Source organism: Roseimaritima sediminicola (assembly GCF_009618275.1).
GTDB lineage: Bacteria > Planctomycetota > Planctomycetia > Pirellulales > Pirellulaceae > Roseimaritima > Roseimaritima sediminicola.
In genome coordinates this window covers 143228-169148 of sequence record NZ_WIAD01000001.1, presented here as the reverse complement: position 1 = coordinate 169148, position 25921 = coordinate 143228, and the positions used below count along the sequence as shown (strand labels likewise).

The window sequence follows — 25921 nt, the reverse complement described above, 5'->3', positions numbered from 1 at the left end:
CGGCTTTTTTGGCATCCGGTTTGCAAAGGCTGTTGCCTCGTCCGCTTTTTAGTTCAATTGTGAACGTAATATGATATTACCCACGTCCCATCCGGAACTGGGCACCACGCTGCAGGGAAGTAGCACTATGTGCCGGTCCATTTTGATTGTTGAGGACACTCGTCCTATCAGTTTCCTGCTCAGCCAGTATCTGCGAGATTTGGCCGACCAGATCGATATCGCCTACGATGGTCACGAAGCCGTGCGGCGCGTGGTTCGCTCCCATGTCGACCGCCATCCGTATGACTTGATTTTGATGGATCTGCAGATGCCGGTGATGAGCGGTTTGGAAGCGACTTTGGCGATCCGTAATCGCGGTATTTCCACGCCCATCATCGCCATGACGGCCGGCAATCTGGATCCCGATCGCTGTCGCGAAGCCGGCTGTGATGGTTACCTGCTCAAGCCGATCGATCGCGTTGGGTTCCTGCAGTACCTGAAGACGTTCCTCCCCTAAAGCGGGACGCTCTGGCTAAAGCGGGACGCTCAGGCTTCGGGCAGTCCCAGGCGTTCGAGCCCCCCGTTACGGCCCGCTTCGCTGTCGCGGCCCGAGCGGTCTCGTGGCACGATATCGTCCAGTTCCAAGTCTCGAAGATCCGGCCGAGGAGGCGAGTCCTGATCGGTTTCTGGGGAACCGGTATCCTCGGGAACCTCTGGCGGACTGGGCAGTGCTTCGGTAGTGCCCTCGTCGGTCGTTGCGTCGTCGGTGGTGTCCTGCCGCCGCGTGTCCTGTCGCCGCGAGCCGTCCTGGGAACTATGGCGGGGATCGACCGAGCGAATTTGGCCTTCGGTGCGGACGCCAGCCGGATCAAACACGCTGGCCACGCGTCCCTGGTGCCGCTCGGTTCGGTCCCAGAGGCCGCCGTAGGTGTTGTAGGCTTCCAGATCGGGGCTTGCGCAAATCGTGGTGCATCCGCCCGCGGTGGTTGCGAGCAACACGAGAAGGGAAGCGAAGGCGATGCGTTCTTTCCAGCAATTCATGGCGACAGGCCTAATGACTCGGGCTCGGGAGGAGGGAGGGGGCAAACCGGGCGGAGAGAACCGGGCGTACCCTATGTATCGGCTCGGCCACCTTGGTGGTTTAGGAAAACTTTGCCAGTTCTGACGGTCGCGATTGGACTTTCTGCGCGAAACCGCAAAGAATAATTAAAGGATCGAGCTTTTCTTGCCGGGACGCATCTGCGATCCTTGTCGCTGGCGAAGGATTCGCCTTACCTTATCCAACGATTGCGGAAGGATCTGTCATGATGAGTTTTGTGGCCGTCGCGGAAGGTTTTCATACGCTGGGCTTCCCGCTGCTGGCCATCCTGGCTTTGTTTGCCAGCAAGTTGGCCTTTGGTGAAGCGACTCGCACGGCCGATCGTTGGTTCGTCGTGATGCTGGCCTTGCAGGGGCTGGTGACCGTCCGCACGGTGATCGCGTCCGATACGACCTGGTTGATCCACATGGGGACCCTGATGTTCTTGGTCGTGGGCCCGGTAATCATCCCTTCGCTGCGGGACCTGAACGAGTCGCCTTCGTCCTAGAGCCCCGCTGTGCCTTGTGTTTTCCCGTCATCGCTTCCCTTCAGTGTTCTCTAGCCGGATGAGCGATCACGACGCCACGACCGCAGCGACGGAGCCCGGCGAGGCGTCGCCTGGCGAGGGAGCCAGTGGAGGTTTGCCGGCGCGTCGTTGGCTTCGGCGGCTGCGACGCGTGGTCCTGTTCGTAGCCGTTTTATATGGCGTGGCGTTGGGCATGTTGGTCGCATTTGAAAGCACCCTGGTTTATCCACGTCCGCCGTTGGCGGCGGGAAATTGGCAACCGGATCTTTTGGACGTCGAAGACGTGTTCTTTCACGCCGACGATGGAACTCGGCTTCACGGTTGGTACCTGCCGCATCCCGAACCACGCCGCTTTGTGGTCTTCTTTCATGGCAACGCCGAACACGTCGGTCAGTTGGGCGGCGAGATGGATGCGTTGCGGGCAAACCTTGATGCATCGGTTTTCGTGTTCGACTACCGGGGCTACGGACGCAGCGAGGGCGAGCCACACGAGGCGGGATTGCTGCTCGACGGTGTGGCGGCCCAGCGTTGGTTGGCGCGGCACGAAGGGATCGCGCCCCAAGAGATCACGTTGTACGGTCGCTCACTGGGCGGGGGCGTTGCGGTGGCCACGGCGGCCAGCCAAGGGGCTCGAGCCCTCATTCTGGACCGCACGTTTCATTCGATGGTCGATGTGGCGGCCGACATGTACCGCTGGGCTCCGGTAAGGCTATTGATGCGCAATCGATACCCCTCGGAAGAACGCATCGCCAAGTACCGCGGTCCGCTGTATCAGATGCACGGCAAGATCGACGAGATCATTCCCTTTGAATCGGGACAGCGTCTGTTTCAGGCGTCGCCCGCGCCGCGCAAGGAATTCTTGCCGGTCGAGGATCTGCTTCACAACGACCCCGCGCCGAGACCCTGGCAGCAAGGCATCGCAGAGTTTTTGCGTTCGGTTGAACGTTAGCGTCGCACTAGTGGTGCGGGTGGCGATGGGGATCGTGATCGTGGTGTGCTTGGTCGATATGGACGTGCAGTTCTGGGTGCATGCGAAACACCCACCGCCAACCCACGTCAGTCACGGCGGAACCATCCAGGTACAGCGATTCCAGAAGCGGCATGGCCGCCAACTGTTTGACGCCTTGGTCCGAGACCGGGATGTCGATCAGGTGAACGCTGCGAAGTGTGCTCAGTTCGGCGATCGCGTTGGTGATACTGGGCCGCGCCAACGAGCTGCCCAGACGCAGGTTCCGCAGTCGCTCCAGCGATTGCAGATGGGCGATACCGGCGGACGTGCACCGGGCGTGCGGCAGGTTCAGTGTTTGTAGGGACTGGCAACGCGCCAGTTGCTCCAGGCCCGCGTCGCTGATCGGGCTGTGCCGCAGACGCAGTTCTCGCAGGTTGGGCAGAGACGCGATCGTTTCGATGCCGCGGTCGGTAATCTTGCCACCATCCAAACGCAGCACCTCCACTGCTTCGTTGCCGGCCAGCGGTTGCAGTTGTAGGTCGCTGAGTACGGCTTCGTCGAGAAAAATCGTCTCGCTGTTTCCCGCGTTGACCGCTTCCAACTGGGCGTCCAGCAGTGGACCCCCATCGACGATTTCGGGCACCTGGCCCTGGTCCGGGCCGGCGGAAACCCAGAACTGATCAACGATCCAGACGACGACAATGGCCAGAACCAGCAGCCCAGCGGAAGCGAGCAGCAACCAGCGGCGCCGCGCATAGCGACGAAACCGAGAACGTTTCGTCGCGGGCGGTCCCGGCGAAGCCTCTGGTTCGCAGGTGGAGTCCTGTTCGGGCGTTTCGGATGTATCAGTCATGGGGGCAAGCGATCGGATTGCGGCGACCAATCGAAGAGAATCGCGTCGGGAAAGCGGAAGGAGGGGCAAGATCCGTTATATTTTAAGACAGGATTCTACGGCACGGATCGGGCTTTCCAGTAGATGGCTTTTGTGTAGATGGGCACGCCGAGGACGAACAGGTGGGTTTGGTCTATTTTAAACGTTACCGCATGGAACTGGACCTGAGCGAACCGTTGTTTGCCGCGCCGCGGTTGCCCCTGGGCTATGAGCTGGTGCCGTGGAGCGAAGGTTTGTGCCGCGAGCACGCCAGCGCCAAATTCCAAAGCTTTCACTGCGAACTGGACGCCAACGTCTTTCCCTGCCTGGGGCGTCGTGATGGCTGCGTGCGGTTGATGCGCGAGATCTCTCGGCGGACCAGTTTTGTTCCCGAAGCCACCTGGTTGCTTCGCTACCGGCCCCCCGAATCGCGCCCCCAGGCCGTCGGTACGGTCCAGGGACTGCAGGTGGAAGGTTGGGGGGCGATCCAGAATTTGGGCGTCGTCCAGCCGCATCGGGGACATGGACTGGGAACGATCCTGATGGCCCGCGCGGCGGCAGGTTTTCGGCGTGCCGGTCTAACCAAGATGCACCTGGAAGTGACCACCGACAATACGGCCGCCGTGCGTCTGTACCGGCGAATGGGGTTCCGCCAAGCCCGCACGGTCTTTAAAGCCGCCGAAGTCAGCGGAGCGTGACCGAACCGGTAGGCCGTGGTGAAGCGGTCGATAGGCTCCGCCGCAAAATCTGATATGCTGTGCGGCTTCGAGGCGGGCGCCTCCTTTTTCGTCCAGCGAACTGAAGAGGATTGTATGTGGTCGATGACCGAACTTGGCCGGGCGATCTGCAGCGTCGATGAGGGCACGCCTGCGATCGAAGTGGTTGCCGTCGGGGGTGCCGAAGGAGTGCAGGTAGGCTTGACGCATGGCGAGAGCCACTGCACGCTGCGGCTCCGCGACGCCAGCGGGGAACCTCTGCCGAGTATCGCCGACAGTTACGCCCGCCACAAAGACTATGTGGCCCATCTGGCGCAGAGCGAGAACGATGCGTTCGGCGTGACCGTGCAGACTCGCTTGATCGATGCCGGCGAGCCAGCGACGATTGTCGAATGCGTCGTCGAAATGCAGACCCGCATGTTGGATAGCCGGCCGGCGTTGTGGCTCGACGCGGTCGATGCGGAATTGGTGGACCGCCGCCAGCAGGGCATGCTGCTGCGCGTCGGGGGCCTTCACCTGGGCGTTTTGTTGACGGCTCGCGATCGCAATTCCTGCCGCTTTGAATCCGCCCAGGTGGGCGCGGTACGGCTGCGCCTGTTCGGCGGCTTTCTGGAGAAAGGCGTGATCCAGAAATGCCGGCTGTGGCTGGTCGCGTGGGGGGCCGAAGAACCCACAGCGAATCAGTGGGCCGAGGCGGTCGAGCAGTTAGCCAACGCGCCGCTGCCGTTGACCACCTGAGCCGCGCCCTGTGAGGGGGATGCGTGGCGGCGCCGCGGGCTCGCTGCGCGGCCGCGAGTTCGCTAGGCCGCTCGCTGGACGGGGATCGTCGTCTGCTGGGCCCGCACGCCGTCGCTGCCGTAATAGATGACCGTGCGTTTGGTCAGGTCGCAGATGGCGGTAATCTTGACGTTTCTGGGCCCGTGAAGGCAAAAATAAACGCCGCAGGCTTCACCTTTCTTCACGACCACACGTTCGGTCATCGGAAAGGCGTTGCATTCCAACTGGCCCAGTTCCGCCAGCCGCGCGGCGATGGTTGTGCGAAGTAGTGTGAGGTCAATGCGGGTCGGCTGCAGTGCAATCATAAAGGATGGAAAACCGAGAGGAACGAACCGTACTGGACTGACAGCGATGGTTATCGGCCACGAACTGGGCTTGGATTAACGTGCAAGAAAGATCCAAGTTCAGGTTCCTCGTTGCCGGCAGGGAGCTTGCCGATCAAGCCGCTTGCTCGGCGTGACGCTTCGGGTTTTGGCGGAAAGTCCACGGTTTGGCTCACGCACCACATCCGCCGGTTCCGCCGCGTCAAGCCGCCTCGGCCCGCGCCGACACGGCCTCTCAGTGATGCAGCAGCGAAGGGCCGTCGGGTTGCTGCAATCGGCCCAGGATGTCTTGCAGAATGACCTGTTCCAACGCTACGTCGCGGCCCAGCGGGATCCAGCCCAGCGTGGTGGGGGCCTGCGGCAGCGAGTCCGTACTTCGTTCGACCGTGCCATCGCTGCGAACCGACGCCAACCCCTCGGTGGCTTCTAAGCTGCGGTCGGTGTCTTCCAGTTCCTTCTGTACGACCACCTCCAGTACGTAGCCCGAACCTTGCGGCCGGACGAATACCGTGGCTCGGCGGCGGATCGACTGCAGGGTGCTTTGCCAACGCTCGAATCCGGCCGTACTGTCCTTGCGCCAGGGTTCGAAAATCGAAGCTCCCACGCGGTAGGAGGTGTCCAGCCGACCCTCCAGCACCAGCCCCGGGTGATTTTGGACGGGCCGCTCTCGCTGGATGCGAAAGTAATCGTCAACCACGTCGACGACTTGCAACCACAGAAAGTCGTCGGCGACCGGGGGGATATCCACCGGATTGGCCACCACCTGCTCCGGAACCGGGGTCGACAAGCGATAGGCCAAGCGGCCGCAGCCCCCGGCGACTGCCAACCAGGCGCAGCAGAGCGTCAGTAGCAATGTCAGGGGGCGGTATCGGGGGGGCACGCCAGCAGTCCTTGCAAGGAGCGTCGATTCCTCCGCACTGTCGCTTGCAAGCCGGGTCCGTGGCAAGATCAGTTTACCGGCTTTCATCCTTCGTTTTTTCGAACAACCGTTCGGTATGATCGGCTTGTTCGTCCCGCCGACGGTACGCGTCCAGGAAGGTGGCCGGGTCCAGCACCCGCCACGCCGGCAGAGAGCTGAGCGTGGCAGCGACAAACGCTCCGCCGCGGATGATCCACGCCACGTACCCCAACGACACCAGCCCCGCGGTCACGCCCACCGAACCGATCACAATCGCCGTAGCGTCCTGTTGGTCTTCCTGCGCCATTTCGTCCCAACGCTGCCAGACGATCGCTTGAGCGATGTCTTGCTGCAGCAGTTGATCCAGTTGCTGCAGTTCCATCGCGGATAATTCCAGACGCGAACTCGCCGGATTGAACCCCGCAAACAGTCCCGACTGGCGTTGGTTCGCTTCCCGTACATCGAACTCGACGTCCAGCCGCGGCGATACAGATCGCCCCGCACGCGATTCCGACGACTCGCCAAACGATTCGTCGCCATCCTGAGAAGTGTCCCGATCACCGTTGTGAGCCGGCACGGCTTGTGGAACATTGGCCGGAGCCGCTTCGGGGGAGACCGCCGGGTGGTCGTTCTTCGCTTCGGAAGACTCGCCCGATCCCTCTTGCACCTCGCTGGGTTCGGATTCGGCCGGCGCGGAGGGAGTCGCCGAACCGCTGCTGCCGATGTTGGAGCTGTTGGCGCCGCCCACATAGACTTCCACATCGATCGATACCGTCGCCAGTTCGCTGGTGGTCGTGCCATCGTTGACAACATAGGTGAACGTATCGGTTCCGAAGAATCCTTGGTCCGGGGTATAAACCAGTTCGCCGTGAGCATCGAACGAGAGCGAACCGTGGCTGGGCGGTGCCACGACCTGGACCAGTAGCGAGTCCGCGATGTCGGCGTCGGTGTCGTTGGCCAATAGATCGGGGCTATCGAGTCCGACCGACGCGTTGATCAGCGTGGTGTAGTGGTCGTCCGCCGCTTCGGGAGCCTGGTTGATGTCGTTGACATGCACCGTCAACGTCTGGTCCACGGACAGTCCACCCGAGTCGGTTGAGCGGATGACCACCTCGTAAACCGTCGGCCCGCCAATCTCCAGGTAACCATCGTCCATGATCAGTTCGTCGCCGTTGCTACCACCGACGGTAAACACCCCGGCATCCGGACCACCTACCACCGCATAGTTGAAACGGTCGCCGAGGTCGACATCGATCGTCTGCAAGGTGCCCAATCGGTAACCGCCGCTGGTATCGGTGGTTTCATCGATCGTAAACACGCCCGGCGTGACCATAATCGGAGCGTCGTTGACCGAGGTGACGTCAATCTGACGGGTGACCGCGGCGGAATCGGTGTCGCCATCGTTGACGGTAAACTGAACGGTGCGCGAGGCGGTCGAAGGAATCTCGCTGGTGTTCTCGTAGGTGATGCTGCGCAGAGCCGCTTCGTACTCCGCCTTGGTCGCCGTGCCGGTCAGGGTCAGCGTGCCATTGTTCCACGTGCCGGTGATCCCGTTCTGGTCGGTAAACCGCAAAAAATCTTCGCCGGCCGTGTAGTTGCCGCTGATCGAAACGGTCGCCGATTCGATGTGCGTGTCGTCGACGTCGGACAGTGTCAGGGTCGACGTCACCGCGACTTCGCCGTCGTTCTCTGTGTAACTCACCGCTGTGGCTTCAACCGATCCCAGAACCGCGGCGTCGTTGACGGCCGAGATGTCGATTTGGACGGTGTCGACGTCGGTTTGAGCGCCGCCGGTGCCGGTGTTGCCGCCGTCGTTGGTGGTGACGGTCAGCGTATCGGCCGCGACGCCCGTCACATCGGTGTCGCCGGTGTAGGTTAGCGACGCCAGCGTGGCGTTAATGTCCGCGGCGGTGCCCAACAAGGTCAGGTCGCCGCTGCCGTTACTCCCCGCGGCGATCGTCGCTCCGCCGGACAGCGTCAGGTTCAGCGTGCCGCTGTTGACTTGCAATCGAGTCGTCAGGTTGCTGCCGGCGTCGTCGGCGTCGGCGATCGAGATGCCGCCGATAGCCGTCGTGGTTTCTTCGGCGACCGTCTGCGTGCCGGGGACGCTGTTGACCGGAGCGTCGTTGACCGAAGTGACATCGATCTGACGGGTGACCGCGGCCGAATCGGTGTCACCATCGTTCACCGTAAACTGAACGGTGCGCGACGCGGTCGAAGGGATTTCGCTGGTGTTCTCGTAGGTGACACTACGCAGAGCCGCTTCGTACTCGGCCTTGGTCGCCGTGCCGGTCAGGGTCAGCGTCCCGTTGTTCCACGAGCCGGTGATGCCGTTCTGGTCGGTGAACCGCAAAAAATCTTCGCCGGCCGTGTAATTGCCGCTGATCGAAACCGTGGCCGATTCGATGTGGGTGTCATCGACGTCGGAAAGCGTCAGCGTCGACGTCACGACGACTTCACCATCGTTCTCGGTGTAGTCGATCGCGGCAGGCTCCATCGATCCCAAGACCGAGGCATCGTTGACGGCCGTGATGTCGATCTGCACCGTGTCGACGTCGGTTTGGGCGCCGCCCGTGCCCGTATTGCCGCCGTCGTTGGTGGTGACGGTCAGCGTATCGGCGGCGACGCCCGTCACATCGGTGTCGCCGGTGTAGGTTAGCGACGCCAACGTGGCGTTGATGTCGGCGGCGCTACCGGACAGGGTCAGATCACCGCTGCCGTTGCTGCCCGCGGCGATTGTGGTTCCGCCGGAAAGCGTCAGGTTCAACGTGCCGTTACTGACCTGCAATCGAGTCATCAGGTTGCTGCCGGCATCGTCCGCGTCGGCGATCGAGATTCCGCTGATAGCCGTCGTGGTTTCCTCGGCGACCGTTTGCGTTCCCGGCACCGTGTTGACCGGGGCATCATTGACCGAAGTGACGTCGATCTCGCGGCTGACCGCGGCGGAGTCGGTGTCGCCATCGTTGACGGTGAACTGGACGGTGCGCGAAGCGGTCGAAGGAATCTCGCTGGTGTTCTCGTAGGTGATGCTACGCAGAGCCGCTTCGTACTCGGCCTTGGTCGCCGTGCCGGACAGCGTCAATGTCCCGTTGTTCCACGTGCTGGTGATGCCGTTCTGGTCGGTGAACCTTAAATAATCTTCGCCGGCCGTGTAGTTGCCGCTGATCGAGACCGTGGCCGATTCGATGTGTGTGTCGTCCACGTCGGAAAGGGTCAGCGTCGACGTCACTGCGACTTCGCCGTCGTTTTCGGTGTAGTCGACGGCAGCGGGTTCGACCGATCCCAAGACCGAAGCATCGTTGACGGCCGTGATGTCGATTTGGACCGTGTCGACGTCGATTTGGGCGCCACCCGCACCGGTATTGCCGCCGTCGTTGGTGGTGACGGTCAGCGTATCGGCCGCGACGCCCGTCACATCGGTGTCGCCGGTGTAGGTCAAGGACGCCAGGGTCGCGTTGATATCCGCGGCGGTGCCCAGCAAGGTCAAATCGCCGCTGCCGTTGCTGCCCGCGGCGATCGTGGCTCCCCCGGACAGCGTCAGGTTCAACGTGCCGTTACTGACCTGCAATCGCGTGGTCAGATTACTGTTTGCGTCGTCCGCGTCGGCGATCGAGATCCCGCTGATAGCCGTCGTGGTTTCCTCGGCGACGGTTTGCGTGCCGGGGACGGTGTTGACCGGAGCGTCGTTGACCGAAGTGACATCGATCTGACGGGTGACCGCGGCGGAGTCGGTGTCACCATCGTTGACGGTGAACTGGACCGTACGGGAGGCGGTCGAAGGGATTTCGCTGGTGTTCTCGTAGGTGATGCTGCGAAGAGCCGCTTCGTACTCGGCCTTGGTCGCCGTGCCGGTCAGCGTCAGCGTGCCGTTGTTCCACGAGCCGGTGATCCCGTTCTGGTCGGTGAATCTTAAAAAATCTTCGCCGGCCGTGTAATTGCCGCTGATCGAGACCGTGGCCGATTCGATGTGCGTGTCGTCGACGTCGGAAAGCGTCAGCGTCGACGTCACCGTGACTTCACCGTCGTTCTCGGTGTAATCGATCGCAGCGGGTTCGACCGATCCCAGGACCGAGGCGTCGTTGACGGCCGAGATGTCGATTTGCACGGTGTCGACGTCGGTTTGGGCGCCGCCCGCACCGGTGTTGCCGCCGTCGTTGGTCGTGACGGTCAACGTATCGGCTGCTATGCCCGTTACGTCGGTGTCGCCGGTGTAGGTCAAGGACGCCAGCGTGGCGTTAATATCTGCGGCGGTACCGCTCAGCGTCAGATCACCGCTGCCGTTACTGCCCGCGGCGATGGTGGTTCCGCCGGAAAGCGTCAGGTTCAGCACACCGTTATTGACCTGCAGACGTGTGGTTAGGGTGCTGCCGGCATCGTCCGCATCGGCGATCGAGATTCCTCCGATGGCCGTCGTGGTTTCCTCGGCGACCGTCTGCGTGCCGGGGACCGTGTTGACCGGAGCGTCATTGACCGAGGTGACATCGATCTTGCGGGTGACCGCAGCCGAATCGGTGTCGCCATCGTTGACAGTGAACTGAACGGTGCGCGACACCGTTGAAGGGATTTCGCTGGTGTTCTCGTAGGTGACGCTACGCAAGGCCGCTTCGTACTGGGCCTTGGTCGCCGTGCCGGTCAGCGTCAGCGTGCCGTTGTTCCACGTGCCGGTGATCCCGTTCTGGTCGGTGAATCTTAAAAAATCTTCGCCGGCCGTGTAATTGCCGCTGATCGAGACCGTGGCCGATTCGATGTGCGTGTCGTCCACGTCGGAAAGCGTGAGCGTCGACGTTACCGCGACTTCACCGTCGTTTTCGGTGTAACTTACCGCCGTGGCTTCCACCGATCCCAAAACGGACGCGTCGTTGACAGCCGTGATGTCGATTTGGACGGTGTCGACGTCGGTTTGGGCGCCACCGGTGCCCGTATTGCCGCCATCGTTGGTAGTGACGGTCAGCGTGTCGGCGGCGACGCCCGTGACATCGGTGTCGCCGGTGTACGTCAAGGACGCCAGCGTGGCGTTGATATCCGCGGCGGTGCCCAGCAAGGTCAGGTCACCGCTGCCGTTGCTGCCCGCGGCGATTGTCGCTCCCCCGGACAGCGTCAGGTTCAACATGCCGTTACTGACCTGCAATCGAGTCATCAGGTTGTTGCCGGCATCGTCCGCATCGGCGATCGAGATCCCGCCGATGGCTGTCGTGGTTTCTTCGGCGACCGTTTGCGTGCCGGGGACGGTGTTGACCGGAGCGTCGTTGACCGAGGTGACGTCGATCTGGCGGCTGACCGCGGCGGAGTCGGTATCACCATCGTTGACCGTAAACTGAACGGTGCGCGACGCGGTCGAAGGGATTTCGCTGGTGTTCTCGTAGGTGATGCTGCGAAGAGCCGCTTCGTACTGGGCCTTGGTCGCCGTGCCGGTCAGCGTCAATGTCCCGTTGTTCCATGTGCCGGTGATTCCGTTCTGGTCGGTGAACCTTAAAAAGTCTTCGCCGGCCGTATAGTTGGTGCTGATCGAGACGGTCGCCGATTCGATGTGCGTGTCGTCGACGTCGGAAAGCGTCAGCGTCGACGTCACCGTGACTTCACCGTCGTTCTCGGTGTAATCGATCGCAGCGGGTTCGACCGATCCCAGGACCGAGGCGTCGTTGACGGCCGAGATGTCGATTTGCACGGTGTCGACGTCGGTTTGGGCGCCGCCCGCACCGGTGTTGCCGCCGTCGTTGGTCGTGACGGTCAGCGTATCGGCCGCGACGCCCGTCACATCGGTGTCGCCGGTGTACGTCAAGGACGCCAACGTGGCGTTGATGTCAGCGGGGCTACCGGACAGGGTCAGGTCACCGCTGCCGTTGCTGCCCGCGGCGATGGTGGTTCCGCCGGAAAGCGTCAGGTTCAACGTGCCGTTATTGACCTGCAATCGAGTCGTCAGGTTGCTGCCGGCGTCATCGGCATCGGCGATCGAGATGCCGCCGATAGCCGTGGTGGTTTCTTCTGCGACCGTCTGCGTGCCGGGGACGGTGTTGACCGGAGCGTCGTTGACCGAAGTGACATCGATCTGACGGGTGACCGCGGCCGAATCGGTGTCACCATCGTTGACAGTGAACTGGACCGTGCGGGAGGCGGTCGACGGGATTTCGCTGGTGTTCTCGTAAGTGACGCTACGCAGAGCCGCTTCGTACTCGGCCTTGGTCGCCGTGCCGGACAGCGTCAATGTCCCGTTGTTCCACGTGCTGGTGATGCCGTTCTGGTCGGTGAACCTTAAATAATCTTCGCCGGCCGTGTAGTTGCCGCTGATCGAGACCGTGGCCGATTCGATGTGTGTGTCGTCCACGTCGGAAAGGGTCAGCGTCGACGTCACAGCGACTTCGCCATCGTTCTCGGTGTAGTCGATCGCGGCAGGTTCCATCGATCCCAAGACCGAAGCGTCGTTGACGGCCGAGATGTCGATCTGGACGGTGTCCGTGTCTGTCTGGGCTCCACCGGTTCCGGTGTTGCCGCCGTCGTTGGTGGTGACGGTCAGCGTATCGGCCGCAACGCCCGTCACGTCGGTGTCGCCAGTGTAGGTTAGCGACGCCAGCGTGGCGTTGATATCCGCGGCGGTGCCGGACAGGGTCAGATCACCGCTGCCGTTGCTGCCCGCGGCGATTGTCGCTCCCCCGGACAGCGTCAGGTTCAACATGCCGTTACTGACCTGCAGACGTGTGGATAGGTTGCTGCCGGCGTCATCGGCATCGGCGATCGAGATTCCGCCGATGGCCGTGGTGGTTTCTTCGGCCACGGTTTGCGTGCCGGGGACGGTGTTGACCGGGGCATCATTGACCGAGGTGACGTCGATCTGGCGAGTGACTGCAGCCGAATCGGTGTCACCGTCGTTGACGGTGAACTGAACGGTGCGCGACGCCGTCGAAGGAATCTCACTGGTGTTCTCGTAGGTAACACTACGCAGAGCCGCTTCGTACTCGGCCTTGGTCGCCGTGCCGGTCAGCGTCAATGTCCCGTTGTTCCACGTGCCGGTGATGCCGTTCTGGTCGGTAAATCTTAGGAAATCTTCGCCGGCCGTGTAATTGGTGCTGATCGAAACGGTCGCCGATTCGATGTGCGTGTCGTCGACGTCGGAAAGTGTGAGCGTCGACGTTACCGCGACTTCACCGTCGTTTTCGGTGTAACTTACCGCCGTGGCTTCCACCGATCCCAAAACCGAAGCGTCGTTGACGGCCGAGATGTCGATTTGCACGGTGTCGACGTCGGTTTGGACGCCGCCCGCACCGGTGTTGCCGCCGTCGTTGGTGGTGACGGTCAGCGTATCGGCCGCCACCCCAGTGACATCGGTGTCGCCGGTGTAGGTTAGCGACGCCAGCGTGGCGTTGATATCCGCGGCGCTACCGGACAGGGTCAGGTCACCGCTGCCGTTGCTGCCCGCGGCGATTGTCGCTCCGCCGGACAGCGTCAGGTTCAGCACACCGTTACTGACCTGCAATCGAGTCATCAGGTTGCTGCCCGCATCGTCGGCGTCGGCGATCGAGATTCCTCCGATAGCCGTCGTGGTTTCTTCTGCGACCGTTTGCGTTCCCGGCACCGTGTTGACCGGAGCGTCATTGACCGAGGTGACATCGATCTGACGGCTGACCGCGGCCGAATCGGTGTCACCGTCGTTGACGGTGAACTGGACCGTGCGGGAGGCGGTCGAAGGGATTTCGCTGGTGTTCTCGTAAGTGACGCTACGCAGAGCCGCTTCGTACTCGGCCTTGGTCGCCGTGCCGGTCAGGGTCAGCGTCCCGTTGTTCCACGTGCCGGTGATCCCGTTCTGGTCGGTGAACCTTAAAAAGTCTTCGCCGGCCGTGTAATTGGTGCTGATCGAAACGGTCGCCGATTCGATGTGCGTGTCGTCGACGTCGGAAAGTGTGAGCGTCGACGTTACCGCGACTTCACCGTCGTTTTCGGTGTAGTCGATGGCAGCGGGTTCGACCGATCCCAGGACCGAGGCGTCGTTGACGGCCGAGATGTCGATTTGGACGGTGTCGACGTCGGTTTGGGCGCCGCCCGTGCCGGTGTTGCCGCCGTCGTTGGTGGTGACGGTTAACGTATCGGCGGCGACGCCCGTCACGTCGGTGTCGCCGGTGTAGGTCAAGGACGCCAGCGTGGCGTTGATATCCGCGGCGGTGCCCGACAAGGTCAAATCGCCGCTGCCGTTGCTGCCGGCGGCGATCGTCGCTCCGCCGGATAGCGTCAGGTTCAGCACACCATTACTGACCTGCAATCGAGTCATCAGGTTGCTGCCGGCGTCATCGGCATCGGCGATTGAAATGCCGCCGATGGCCGTCGTCGTTTCTTCCGCGACGGTTTGGGTACCGGGGACGGTGTTGACCGGAGCGTCATTGACGGAGGTGACATCAATCTGACGGGTCACCGCGGCCGAATCGGTGTCACCGTCATTGACCGTGAATTGGACGGTGCGCGACGCGGTCGAAGGGATTTCGCTGGTGTTTTCGTAGGTGACGCTGCGCAAAGCCGCTTCGTACTCGGCCTTGGTCGCCGTGCCGGATAGGGTCAGCGTGCCGTTGTTCCATGTGCCGGTGATGCCGTTTTGGTCGGTGAATCTTAAAAAATCTTCGCCGGCCGTGTAGTTGGTGCTGATCGAAATGGTCGCCGATTCGATGTGCGTGTCGTCGACGTCGGAGAGAGTGATGGTGGAACTAACGGTTACTTCGCCGTCGTTCTCGGTGTAGTCGATGGCAGCGGGTTCGACCGATCCCAGGACCGAGGCGTCGTTGACGGCCGAGATGTCGATTTGGACGGTGTCGACGTCGGTTTGGGCGCCGCCCGTGCCGGTGTTGCCGCCGTCGTTGGTGGTGACGGTCAGCGTATCGGCCGCGACGCCCGTCACGTCGGTGTCGCCGGTGTAGGTCAAGGACGCCAACGTGGCGTTGATATCCGCGGCGGTGCCCAACAGGGTCAGGTCACCGCTGCCGTTACTGCCCGCGGCGATCGTCGCCGCACCGGACAGCGTCAGGTTCAGCACACCGTTACTGACCTGCAGACGTGTGGTTAGATTGCTGCCGGCATCGTCCGCATCGGCGATTGAAATGCCGCCGATGGCTGTCGTGGTTTCTTCGGCGACGGTTTGCGTGCCGGGGACGGTGTTGACCGGAGCGTCGTTGACCGAAGTGACATCGATCTGACGGGTGACCGCGGCGGAGTCGGTGTCACCATCGTTGACGGTGAACTGGACCGTGCGGGAGGCGGTCGAAGGGATTTCGCTGGTGTTCTCGTAGGTGACACTACGCAGAGCCGCCTCGTACTGGGCTTTGGTCGCCGTGCCGGACAGGGTCAGCGTCCCGTTGTTCCACGTGCCGGTGATCCCGTTCTGGTCGGTAAACCGCAAAAAATCTTCGCCGGCCGTGTAGTTGCCGCTGATCGAGACCGTAGCCGATTCGATGTGCGTGTCGTCGACATCGGAGAGAGTGATGGTGGAACTAACCGTGACTTCACCATCGTTCTCGGTGTAGTCGATGGCGGCAGGTTCGACCGATCCCAGGACCGCGGCGTCGTTGGCCGCCGTGATGTCGATTTGGACGGTGTCGACGTCGGTTTGGGCTCCACCGGTGCCGGTGTTGCCGCCATCGTTGGTAGTGACGGTCAGCGTATCGGCGCCGATACCGGTGACATCAGTGTTGCCGGTGTACGTCAAGGACGCCAGCGTGGCGTTGATGTCAGCGGCGCTACCGGACAGGGTCAGGTCACCGCTGCCGTTACTGCCCGCGGCGATCGTGGCTCCGCCGGACAGCGTCAGATTCAGGACACCGTTACTGACCTGCAATCGAGTCATCAGGTTGCTGCCGGCATCGTCCGCGTCGGCGATTGAAATGCCGCCGATGGACGTCGTGGTTTCTTCGGCGACCGTTTGCGCTCCCGGCACCATGTTGACCGGAGCGTCATTGACCGAGGTGACATCGATCTGGCGAGAGACGGCCACGGAATCGACGTCCCCGTCGTTCACCGTGAACTGAACGGTGCGCGAAGCCGTCGAAGGAATCTCACTGGTGTTCTCGTAGGTGATGCTACGCAGAGCCGCTTCGTACTCGGCCTTGGTCGCCGTGCCGGTCAACGTCAGCGTGCCGTTGTTCCAGCTGCCGGTGATGCCGTTTTGGTCGGTGAACCTTAAAAAATCTTCGCCGGCCGTGTAATTGGTGCTGATCGAAACGGTCGCCGATTCGATGTGCGTGTCGTCGACGTCGGAGAGAGTGATGGTGGAACTAACGGTTACTTCGCCGTCGTTCTCGGTGTAGTCGATGGCAGCGGGTTCGACCGATCCCAGGACCGAGGCGTCGTTGACGGCCGAGATGTCGATTTGGACGGTGTCGACGTCGGTTTGGGCGCCGCCCGTGCCCGTATTGCCGCCGTCGTTGGTGGTGACGGTCAGTGTATCGGCGCCGATCCCCGTGACATCAGTGTTGCCGGTGTACGTCAAGGACGCCAGGGTCGCGTTGATATCCGGGGCGGTGCCCAGCAAGGTCAGGTCGCCGCTGCCGTTGCTGCCGGCGGCGATCGTCGCTGCGCCGGACAACGTCAGGTTCAACGTGCCGTTACTGACCTGCAATCGAGTCATCAGATTACTGCTGGCATCGTCGGCGTCGGCGATCGAGATCCCGCCGATGGCCGTGGTGGTTTCTTCGGCGACCGTTTGCGTGCCGGGGACGGTGTTGACCGGAGCGTCATTGACCGAGGTGACGTCGATCTGGCGGCTGACCGCAGCAGAGTCGGTGTCACCATCGTTGACGGTGAACTGAACGGTGCGCGACACCGTTGAAGGGATTTCGCTGGTGTTCTCGTAGGTGACGCTACGCAAGGCCGCTTCGTACTGGGCCTTGGTCGCCGTGCCGGTCAGCGTCAGCGTCCCGTTGTTCCACGAGCCGGTGATTCCGTTCTGGTCGGTAAACCGTAAAAAATCTTCGCCGGCCGTGTAGTTGCCGCTGATCGAGACGGTCGCCGACTCGATGTGCGTGTCGTCGACGTCGGACAGTGTGAGCGTCGACGTCACCGTGACCTCACCGTCGTTTTCGGTGTAGTCGATGGCGGCAGGTTCGACCGATCCCAGGACCGAAGCGTCGTTGACAGCCGAGATGTCGATTTGGACGGTGTCGACGTCGGTTTGAGCGCCGCCGGTGCCCGTATTGCCGCCGTCGTTGGTGGTGACGGTCAGCGTATCGGCCGCAACGCCCGTCACGTCGGTGTCGCCGGTGTAGGTTAGCGACGCCAGCGTGGCGTTGATATCCGCGGCGGTGCCCGACAAGGTCAAATCGCCGCTGCCGTTGCTGCCGGCGGCGATCGTCGCTCCGCCGGATAGCGTCAGGTTCAGCACACCATTATTGACCTGCAATCGAGTCATTAGGTTGCTGCCCGCATCGTCGGCGTCGGCGATCGAGATTCCGCCGATAGCCGTGGTGGTTTCTTCGGCGACCGTTTGCGTGCCGGGGACCGTGTTGACCGGAGCGTCATTGACCGACGTAACGTCGATCTGGCGGCTGACCGAGGCCGAGTCGGTGTCCCCGTCGTTCACCGTGAACTGAACGGTGCGCGACGCCGTTGAAGGCATCTCACTGGTGTTCTCGTAGGTAACACTACGCAGAGCCGCTTCGTACTCGGCCTTGGTCGCCGTGCCGGTCAGCGTCAATGTCCCGTTGTTCCACGTGCCGGTGATGCCGTTCTGGTCGGTAAATCTTAGGAAATCTTCGCCGGCCGTGTAGTTGCCGCTGATCGAGACCGTAGCCGATTCGATGTGCGTGTCGTCCACGTCGGAAAGCGTCAGCGTCGACGTCACGACGACTTCACCATCGTTCTCGGTGTAGTCGATCGCGGCAGGCTCCATCGATCCCAAGACCGAGGCATCGTTGACGGCCGTGATGTCGATCTGCACCGTGTCGACGTCGGTTTGAGCGCCACCGGTTCCGGTATTGCCACCATCGTTGGTGGTGACGGTCAGCGTATCGGCGGCGACGCCCGTCACGTCGGTGTTGCCGGTGTACGTCAAGGACGCCAACGTGGCGTTGATGTCGGCGGCGCTACCGGACAGGGTCAAATCGCCGCTGCCGTTATTGCCCGCGGCGATCGTCGCTCCGCCGGACAGCGTCAGGTTCAGCACACCGTTATTGACCTGCAATCGAGTCGTCAGGTTGCTGCCGGCGTCATCGGCATCGGCGATCGAGATGCCGCCGATAGCCGTGGTGGTTTCTTCTGCGACCGTCTGCGTGCCGGGGACGGTGTTGACCGGGGCATCATTGACCGAAGTAACGTCGATCTGGCGAGTGACCGCAGCCGAATCGGTGTCACCGTCGTTGACGGTGAACTGGACCGTGCGGGAGGCGGTCGACGGGATTTCGCTGGTGTTCTCGTAGGTGACGCTGCGCAGAGCCGCTTCGTACTCCGCCTTGGTCGCCGTGCCGGTCAGGGTCAGCGTCCCGTTGTTCCATGTGCCGGTGATGCCGTTCTGGTCGGTGAACCTTAAGAAATCTTCGCCGGCCGTGTAGTTGCCGCTGATCGAAACCGTGGCCGATTCGATGTGGGTGTCATCGACGTCGGAAAGCGTCAGCGTCGACGTCACAGCGACTTCGCCGTCGTTCTCGGTGTAACTTACCGCTGTGGCTTCGACCGATCCCAAGACCGCCGCATCGTTGACGTTGGTGATATTAATCTGAACGGTGTCGGTGTCCGTTTGAGCTCCACCGGTTCCCGTGTTGCCACCGTCATTGGTGGTGACGGTCAGCGTATCGGCCGCCACACCGGTCACATTGGTGTTGCCGGTGTAGGTCAACGAGCCCAGAGTGGCGTTGATGTCGGCCGCACTACCGGACAGGGTCAAATCACCACTGCCGTTGCTGCCGGCTGCGATCGTGGCTGCGCCGGACAACGTCAGATTCAGCACACCGTTGTTAACTTGCAATCGCGTGGTCAGATTACTGCCCGCATCATCGGCGTCGGCAATCGTGATCCCACCGATGGCCGTGGTGGTTTCTTCCGCGACCGTTTGCGTTCCAGGAACGGTGTTGACGGGAGCGTCATTGACCGCTGTGATATCGACGTTCACGGTGCCCAGGTCGATATTGCCGCCGCCGCCGCTTCCCGAGTTTCCGTTGTCGGTGATGCGAACTCGAATGGTATCGGCGTTGTTGCCATTGAGGTTGGCGGTCGGATGCAGGTACTGGATATTGGCAACGTTGTTGAGAAACGTATTTAGATCGTCCTGGTGACCTTCTAGCGTGATCGTGGTGCCACCGCTGCCAGTAACAACGACGCCACCGCCACTGCTGGCGAACAATTCGCCACCGCTAGAGGTGTTGAGCGTCAACGTGAGATTGCTGCCACCGTGATCGACGTCGTTGATGTCGATCGGGGACAGGTCGACGTTGCTGGCGACGTCTTCGGTTACCGTAATATCCGAAGGCAAGGTACCGGCGTTGACCGGATCGTCGTTGATGGCGTTCACCGAGATCGTGACGGTTTCGGTGGTGGTTTGAGTGCCGTCGGAGACTTCTACCTGAAAGACCAGCTGATAGTCCGTGGTTTGGTTCGGGGCGGTAAAGGTGGGGGCGGCTTCGGTACTGCCGCTCAGCGTGACGGCCGGTCCGGACAGTTGTTGCCAGTTATAGGTAAGGGCATCGTTTTCCGGATCGGTTGCGGAAACTCGCAGGGTGACCAGGTCATCCTCATCGGCGGTGTGGTCCCCCAAGCGATCAAAGTTCGTGTCCGTAACGATGTTGGCTTCGGTGATTCCTGACATCGTGCCGTGGTGACCGTTGCCCGAGTCATCCAACACGCCGCCGGCGGCGCTGGTCGCGCCGGTAAAGCTGTAGGAAGCGACCAGGCCGGTCTGCGGACCGGAGAACGTCTGGTACATGTCCGCTCGTACTTGGACTTCGCTACGCCCGCCGTTCCAGATTCGCACATCATCCATGCGGCCGCTGAATTGGTAAGTGCCACTGGACGGCCAACCGGATATCCTTGCATTGGAAGTGGCGAATGCAGAAGCGTTGCTCGGCGTTCCCTTTTGTTGGCTGAGCGACTGTTCGACCCCGTCAATGATTAATCGACTGTTCGTCAGATTGCCATTGTGGAACACCGCGGAAACGTGGTGCCAACCACCTGCCAGGCCGGCGCTGCTGATGCCGTACAAATCTCCGCTACCGGTATTAAATCCAAACCCTCCCTCGCTGAGCCAAAGATCATATCGATCGAATCCGAAGGGCATGACGTTATCGGTGCCGTCCCAGTTCATCCAGAACTCCACGGTCACTTCCGTGCCGGCTGCGGTATGCACGGGCAGTCCCGACAAGGCGACGTGGTCGTCGCCGCCGGCCAGTTCGAGAACTTCATTACCGGCGTCATCTAGATCGGAAACCGCGATGATGCGAGGCGCGTCGTCCGAACCGTTAATTGCAACCGTCGCGGTGGCCGTATCGGTGCCACCGTTGCCGTCGCTGACCGTGTAGGAGAATGTGTCGTTGATCTGTTCGCCCGCGGCCAGGCTATCGAAGGCGTCGTTGGCGTCGTAGGTGAAACTGCCATCGGCGTTGACCGTCAGCAGCGCACCGGAGGCGATTCGGATTTGATTGCCGACTTGGCCAGCTTGGCCTTCCACCGCGGAAACGCTCAACGCATCTCCCTCGACGTCCACATCGTTGCTGAGCAAGCCCGCGGCCGCGGCGACATTCAGAGTCGTATCTTGACCCGTGGAGTAAGCGGTCCACAGCGGTGCGCCGGTTCCGGCTTCATCGGTCAACGTGCCATGGTTGGCGTTGGCGGTCAGGTCATTGGCCGTGGCACCGCCGCCTTCATTGAAGTTCCAGTAGCCTGCCAGACCCGCTTCCGAACCGGCCAGCGGGGTGTCGACGCCGGAATGAATTTGGTTGGCGGTTCGAACCGTATTCCACAGCCGGACTTCGTCGATGTCTCCGGAGAAATAGTTTCCGGCCGGATTGTTTTCCCGGCCGCCGATACGAAGATCGTCTTTGGTCGGGTGGGCGTCTCCGATCGTTCCCTCGCCATGGTACAGGTCGACCATATGGCCATTGACATACGTCCGGACGGTGCCATTGTCGTAGCTGACTGCGATATGCGCCCATTCATTTAATTGCAGCGTATGGCCGGTGTCGTGCCAGGCCCAGCCGGGGTCGGTGTTGGCGAAGCCCCACATCAGCGTACCGGTCGACGACAGACCGATTTCATATTCCCCTTCCTTGTTCATCAGAATGCTGGAGGAGTCGGGGTAGGCGTCCGGACGAGCCCACAGTTCCATGGTCATGGTGTTGGTCATGGACAAGGCCGGATCGCTGCCGAGGTTGACGTAATCGTCCAAGCCATCAAAGTGCAAGCTCGGCGTGTCGTCTTGAGCGATTGGCGCATCGTTGGCCGATGCCGTATTGACGGTCGTCTGATTGGTATGCGTGCTGAACGCCGTTGTCCCACCGTTGGTGGTCGTATCCATATGGTCGCCAGCCGATCCCGATGTTTGGTCCCAGCCGCGATACTGCATTTGCAGCGTGCCGCCGTGGTCGGTAGCCGAGGTAAAGCGGATGTAATCGCTGGATCGCAGCAACAGCGAGTTGCTTTCGCTGAGCTGATCAAAATGGGACCAAGTCGTACCGCCGTCGAGACTGTACTCTAAAAATCCGCTCGTGCTGCTGAAGCCGGTAATGGCAGCTCCCTCGGCTGCACCGGCGTCGGCATCGGTCATCGTAGAGCCGAGAAAATCGCCGACCGTAGCCGCAAACGAACCTCCGTCTTCGGCAGCACCGTAGACCGGATTGTAGTTCGCCAAGACCGGAGCGTCGTTGACGTTGTTGACCGTCAATGCCGCGGTATCGGTTGCGGCCGAGAACGCCGTTTCACCCCCGCCGAGCAATTCATAGGTGATTTGGACGTCGTCTACCGAAAAGGAATGGCTTCCCGCCCCGATTTCCCCGCCCGCGATGTAGAACCGAATTCGTGTGTTGGCGGCGATGTCCGAACCGATGTCAAAGGTCTTGTTGCCGCTGCCCGTATTGTTGCTGGCATCAAAGATTCCGTCCGCCAACGTGGTGTAGGTCGCTCCGCCGTCGCTGGAGACCTGTGCATACACCGCGGCACTGCCGCCCAAGCCACTGGTATAGGAGAAGGACAAGCTGGCACTGACCGCCCCCGACAGGTCCACTTCGCGATAAATATTGTCACCAATCGTCGTGGCCTGCATGCGAAGTTCACCGCTGGAAACCCTGAAGCGGCCGTCTGCGACATCGCCACCGTTACTATCGGTTTCCACCCAGCTCGAGCTCCACGACTGCGAACCGTTGTTGTTGCTGTACGAGACGCTACTGAACGTGTCGCGGACGGCGTAGGAGGAGAGCTCAACCGGCGATAGGTCGCCATTGTTGCCGCTGGTTTGATCCCAAGCTCGGAAGGTCAAGGCGTTGGTGATGTCGCCGGCGTAGTCGGCGTCGGCATGGAAGTAGACGCGGGTGTTTCCGTCGGCAGCCAACAGACGCGCGGCCGAATCGCTGACCACCCCCAATGCGTTCCAAGTGCTGCCCGCATCGGTGCTGTAGTACCAGGAGCCGTTGGTCGTGTCGGCGGCCGTGATCGCGATCCCCAGGGCCGCGCCGTAGTCCGAGTCGGTAACATTGTCGACCTGGCCCGCGGGCGAAGCGAAATCGACCAGGCTGCCGATCGCGGTACCGACGGCGCCGGCGGGCGGACCTTGGTCTTCCTGTTGGGCACCGAGTGTCGGGGTGCCGGCCACATCCAGATCCGGAGCGACGTTGGTTGCCTGCACCGCCAGGCCGAACTCGGACGTCTCTCCGGTCGTCAAATCGGTCGCCGTCGCCGAGATCGCCTCGCCGGTGCGGATCATCGACGACAGCGAAGCGACGATCGAGGATTCGCCGGTGGCGCTGGTGGTGACCTGGGTGTAGCCCAGGTATCGTTGGCCTTCGCCATAACCGCTGGGATCCGCGGCGTCGCTGGCGAAGAATTCGATTCGAAAAGTACGGTTGGGAGTCGAACTGATCGAGCCCTGGACGACCGGGGTGGGACCGGCCGTGACCTGAGAGAGAACGGGGAAATTCTGTAAGCCGTTGGCGCCGGTATCCTGGTCGGGCGTATCGGCAAACTGACCGTCGTTGACCGTCACACCGTCGTCGCCGAGGTCGATCCCGATCCCGGCATGGGAATGGATCGCATTGCCCAGGATTGATATGCCCGAACTGGTTCCCTGCACTAGAACGCCATCGCCACCGCCGAACGCGATCACGTTGCCTTCGCCGGCCCCGGTGCCACCGATGGTCGCTCCAGTAGCGTTCATCAGGCGGATGGTACCCTCGCCTGTTTGCACTTTGCTGTTACCAAGATCGGCCACCAAGGTCTCGTTGGTGCCGAGGTAGTTGCCCTGAACGACCGTCGCCGATCCTTCCAGATAAATCGCCGTGGCGTCATTGCCCGCAATCACGTTACCGGCGCCGGAGGCGGCACCACCGATGGTGTTCGACGAGCTGCCATTCATGACGCTGACGCCGTCGTCACTGTTTCCCAGAGCGGCATCGCCGGCGGCGTTGGTACCGATGTAGTTGCCTTGGACGGTCGTGCCGCTGGCACTGCCATTGATCCGAATGCCATCGTTGCCATTGGCGGAAATCACGTTGCGAGCGTCCGGCGTAGTGCCACCGATTTGATTGTTTGCGCCATCGACCTGGATGCCGTGTTCCGCGTTGCCGGCGGCCGTGGTACCACTGGAGTCGACGCCGATGAAGTTGCCGGTGATCGTATTGCCAGCGCTGTCGATCTCGATGCCATTGTTGGCGAAATTTGTGATCGCCAAGCCCCGAATGGTCGAGCCATCGCTGCCGCTGGCCAGGTGCAATCCCGTGGCGCTGCCGGCCCCGCTACCGTCCAGTTGGATTTGAATCGCCGCGTCGTTGCCAACCTGCAGGGTGTTGACCGAAGCACCGGTTGCCGAATACCCGTCGATAAGCACGGCGTCGGTGATCTTGGGAAGCGCAGCGGTCAGGGAGAACGTATGCGTGCCGGCACCCAACCCGAACTGGATCACGTCGGGGCTCGCACCGCCGGAGTTGATGGTGTTGTTGGCCGCCCAGATGGCTTCGCGCAGCGAGATTTTGCCGTCCGCCCCGCGATCGGCCAGCAGCGTATCGATCGAGGTGGCGTCGCCGTCCAGAACATCGCTGGTGGTATCGACGACCAGGGTGTGAGCCGAGGAGGTTTGGGAAGCGGCCGCCACGTACGTAACGGCCAATTCAGGAGCGCTGGCGTGATCGGCCGAGTTAAAATCCCAGCCGTTGGTGTCGTCGATCTGAACCACCCAGCCGCGATTCGTGTCGGTGCCGCTGACCCATTTCTGGACGCTGTGTTCCAAGCCGCCAAACGTTTGCCAGCCAATCGCCGTGGGATCCGCGATGGTCGACACCGCTAGACTGGATGCTTCCACGTCGTTGGTATGGACGCCGTCGACCAACGAGTTCCAGTTCGAAGTGTTGTCCCAAGCGGACAGCATCTCGTGCAACGACACGTTGGCCCCGGTGCTACTGGCATTCGTGGCGTTGACGATTAATGCTGCCGAGCTGATGTAGACGTCGCTGGGAATCTGTGCCCCGCCCGGTCCAACAATGTCTTCAAAGCGAATGAGGGCCTGGGCGGTGGGACCCGCAGCACCGTCGTAATCGACCTGCAGCACCGTACTGCTACCCTTGTCGGTACTGCTGGCCTGAGATGCGGAAACATAGGTGTCGACGGTGGAACCATAGCCGTTTGCACCTTGCTGGAATGTAAGTGTGGTCGGCGGCTGGGCGTTCAACAGACCTTGCCAGGAGGCCTGGGCGTACTCCGTAAAAGCGACATCCGCTTCCACAACCCCCACCTGATATTCCAGCAGCCAGTCGCCGCCCAAATCGGTGTTGCCCGTCGCATCGTCGCTGGCCGCAACGTCACTGTCGCTGAGCACCGCCAGGGAATCGATCAACTCGCGGCCGTCGTCGCTGGCGGCCAAGTCGCAGCCGTAGATCAGAATGTCGGCGTCGGTGTCGAGCCCCCGGCCCCAGTCTGCGATTTGGCCCGCGTATCCGGCGAGCGAATCGGAGCTGAGCGTCGCGTCGCCCAACTGGATCGCGCCCTCGCGGCCGTGGCTGAGAATGTGCACGGCATCCACGCTGGACAACGCACCCAGCGTCTTGCCGATGGTTTCTACACCGTCTTCGCCGCCGTTGATTCGGACCACCAACCACTGCGTACCCTCCTCGCGATCGCTGCGCAGGTTCTCCAGCAACGTGTCGGCATCTTCCACGCCGGCGTCTACGAAGATCACTTCCAGGGGCCGCGCCGGATCAAATGACGGTTGTTCTTCGGCCGCTGCGGTTGTCTCGTCTGCGTCGCTCGCCTCGCCAGCCTCTGCGGCCGATCCGGCTGTGTCGTCTTGGAGGTTCGCATCGACCGGGGCCGCATCGGCTTGGACCGCTTGGCTGAGCAGCGCTTCGGCCAACTGAGGATCCACGTCCGCGCAGGCGTCCATCCCTTCCAGACCTTCCGCACCCGTGCCGCTCATCAGCACGCGTTCTTCCAGGGGATAGAAATCAAATACGCGAGTCGGTTTCTTTTCCGTCATTATGCCAAGCCTCAAAGGCGATTTGTTTTGCCCACTTCGTACCGATTGCCCCCTAGGAAACTTTACGGGTGTTGCCGCGGGGAAGCCGAGTGATTTGACGGGAAAAGCGTCGAATCCCAGCGCAAGGATCTATCTAATCAGAACAACCCAAACTCGCTGCTTGAATCGTCTGCA

The 25921-nt window shown here is 61.8% G+C and carries 10 protein-coding genes; 5 read left to right on the top strand and 5 right to left on the bottom strand.

From position 1 onward, the window contains the following. Positions 1–127: 127 nt before the first annotated feature. Positions 128–496 (top strand): response regulator, encoded by a 369-nt coding sequence (locus tag GE027_RS00525; protein ID WP_153555209.1) that lies wholly within the window; start codon positions 128–130, stop codon positions 494–496. A 29-nt stretch (positions 497–525) separates the two neighbouring features. Here GE027_RS00525 and GE027_RS00520 read toward each other — a convergent pair whose 3' ends face one another. Beyond that, positions 526–1020, bottom strand: a complete 495-nt coding sequence (locus tag GE027_RS00520; RefSeq protein WP_153555208.1) for a hypothetical protein — start codon at positions 1018–1020, stop codon at positions 526–528. Positions 1021–1283: 263 nt separating this feature from the next. Here GE027_RS00520 and GE027_RS00515 point away from each other — a divergent pair, with 263 nt between their 5' ends. Then, positions 1284–1565 (top strand): hypothetical protein, encoded by a 282-nt coding sequence (locus GE027_RS00515; protein ID WP_153555207.1) that lies wholly within the window; start codon positions 1284–1286, stop codon positions 1563–1565. Positions 1566–1623: 58 nt separating this feature from the next. After that, positions 1624–2532, top strand: coding sequence for an alpha/beta hydrolase (locus tag GE027_RS00510; RefSeq protein WP_153555206.1), 909 nt, complete (start codon positions 1624–1626; stop codon positions 2530–2532). Between the two features lie 7 nt (positions 2533–2539). Here GE027_RS00510 and GE027_RS00505 read toward each other — a convergent pair whose 3' ends face one another. Then, positions 2540–3385, bottom strand: a complete 846-nt coding sequence (locus tag GE027_RS00505) for a leucine-rich repeat domain-containing protein (protein WP_153555205.1) — start codon at positions 3383–3385, stop codon at positions 2540–2542. Positions 3386–3546: 161 nt separating this feature from the next. On the opposite strand from GE027_RS00505, the gene GE027_RS00500 reads away from it, so the two are divergent. Then, positions 3547–4101, top strand: a complete 555-nt coding sequence (locus GE027_RS00500; protein ID WP_153555204.1) for a GNAT family N-acetyltransferase — start codon at positions 3547–3549, stop codon at positions 4099–4101. 123 nt (positions 4102–4224) lie between these two features. Further along, positions 4225–4857 (top strand): hypothetical protein, encoded by a 633-nt coding sequence (locus GE027_RS00495; protein WP_153555203.1) that lies wholly within the window; start codon positions 4225–4227, stop codon positions 4855–4857. Positions 4858–4919: 62 nt separating this feature from the next. Here GE027_RS00495 and GE027_RS00490 read toward each other — a convergent pair whose 3' ends face one another. From GE027_RS00490 to GE027_RS00480, 3 genes are all read right to left on the bottom strand, one after another. Continuing rightward, entirely contained in the window at positions 4920–5201 is a 282-nt protein-coding gene (locus GE027_RS00490; RefSeq protein ID WP_153555202.1) for a hypothetical protein, read from the bottom strand. A gap of 253 nt (positions 5202–5454) precedes the next feature. Beyond that, on the bottom strand, positions 5455–6099 hold the full coding sequence (locus tag GE027_RS00485) for a hypothetical protein (RefSeq protein ID WP_237607138.1): 645 nt from the start codon (positions 6097–6099) through the stop codon (positions 5455–5457). A 73-nt stretch (positions 6100–6172) separates the two neighbouring features. After that, complete coding sequence (locus tag GE027_RS00480; RefSeq protein ID WP_153555201.1) at positions 6173–25747, bottom strand: tandem-95 repeat protein; 19575 nt, start codon at positions 25745–25747, stop codon at positions 6173–6175. Between the last annotated feature and the right edge of the window lie 174 nt (positions 25748–25921).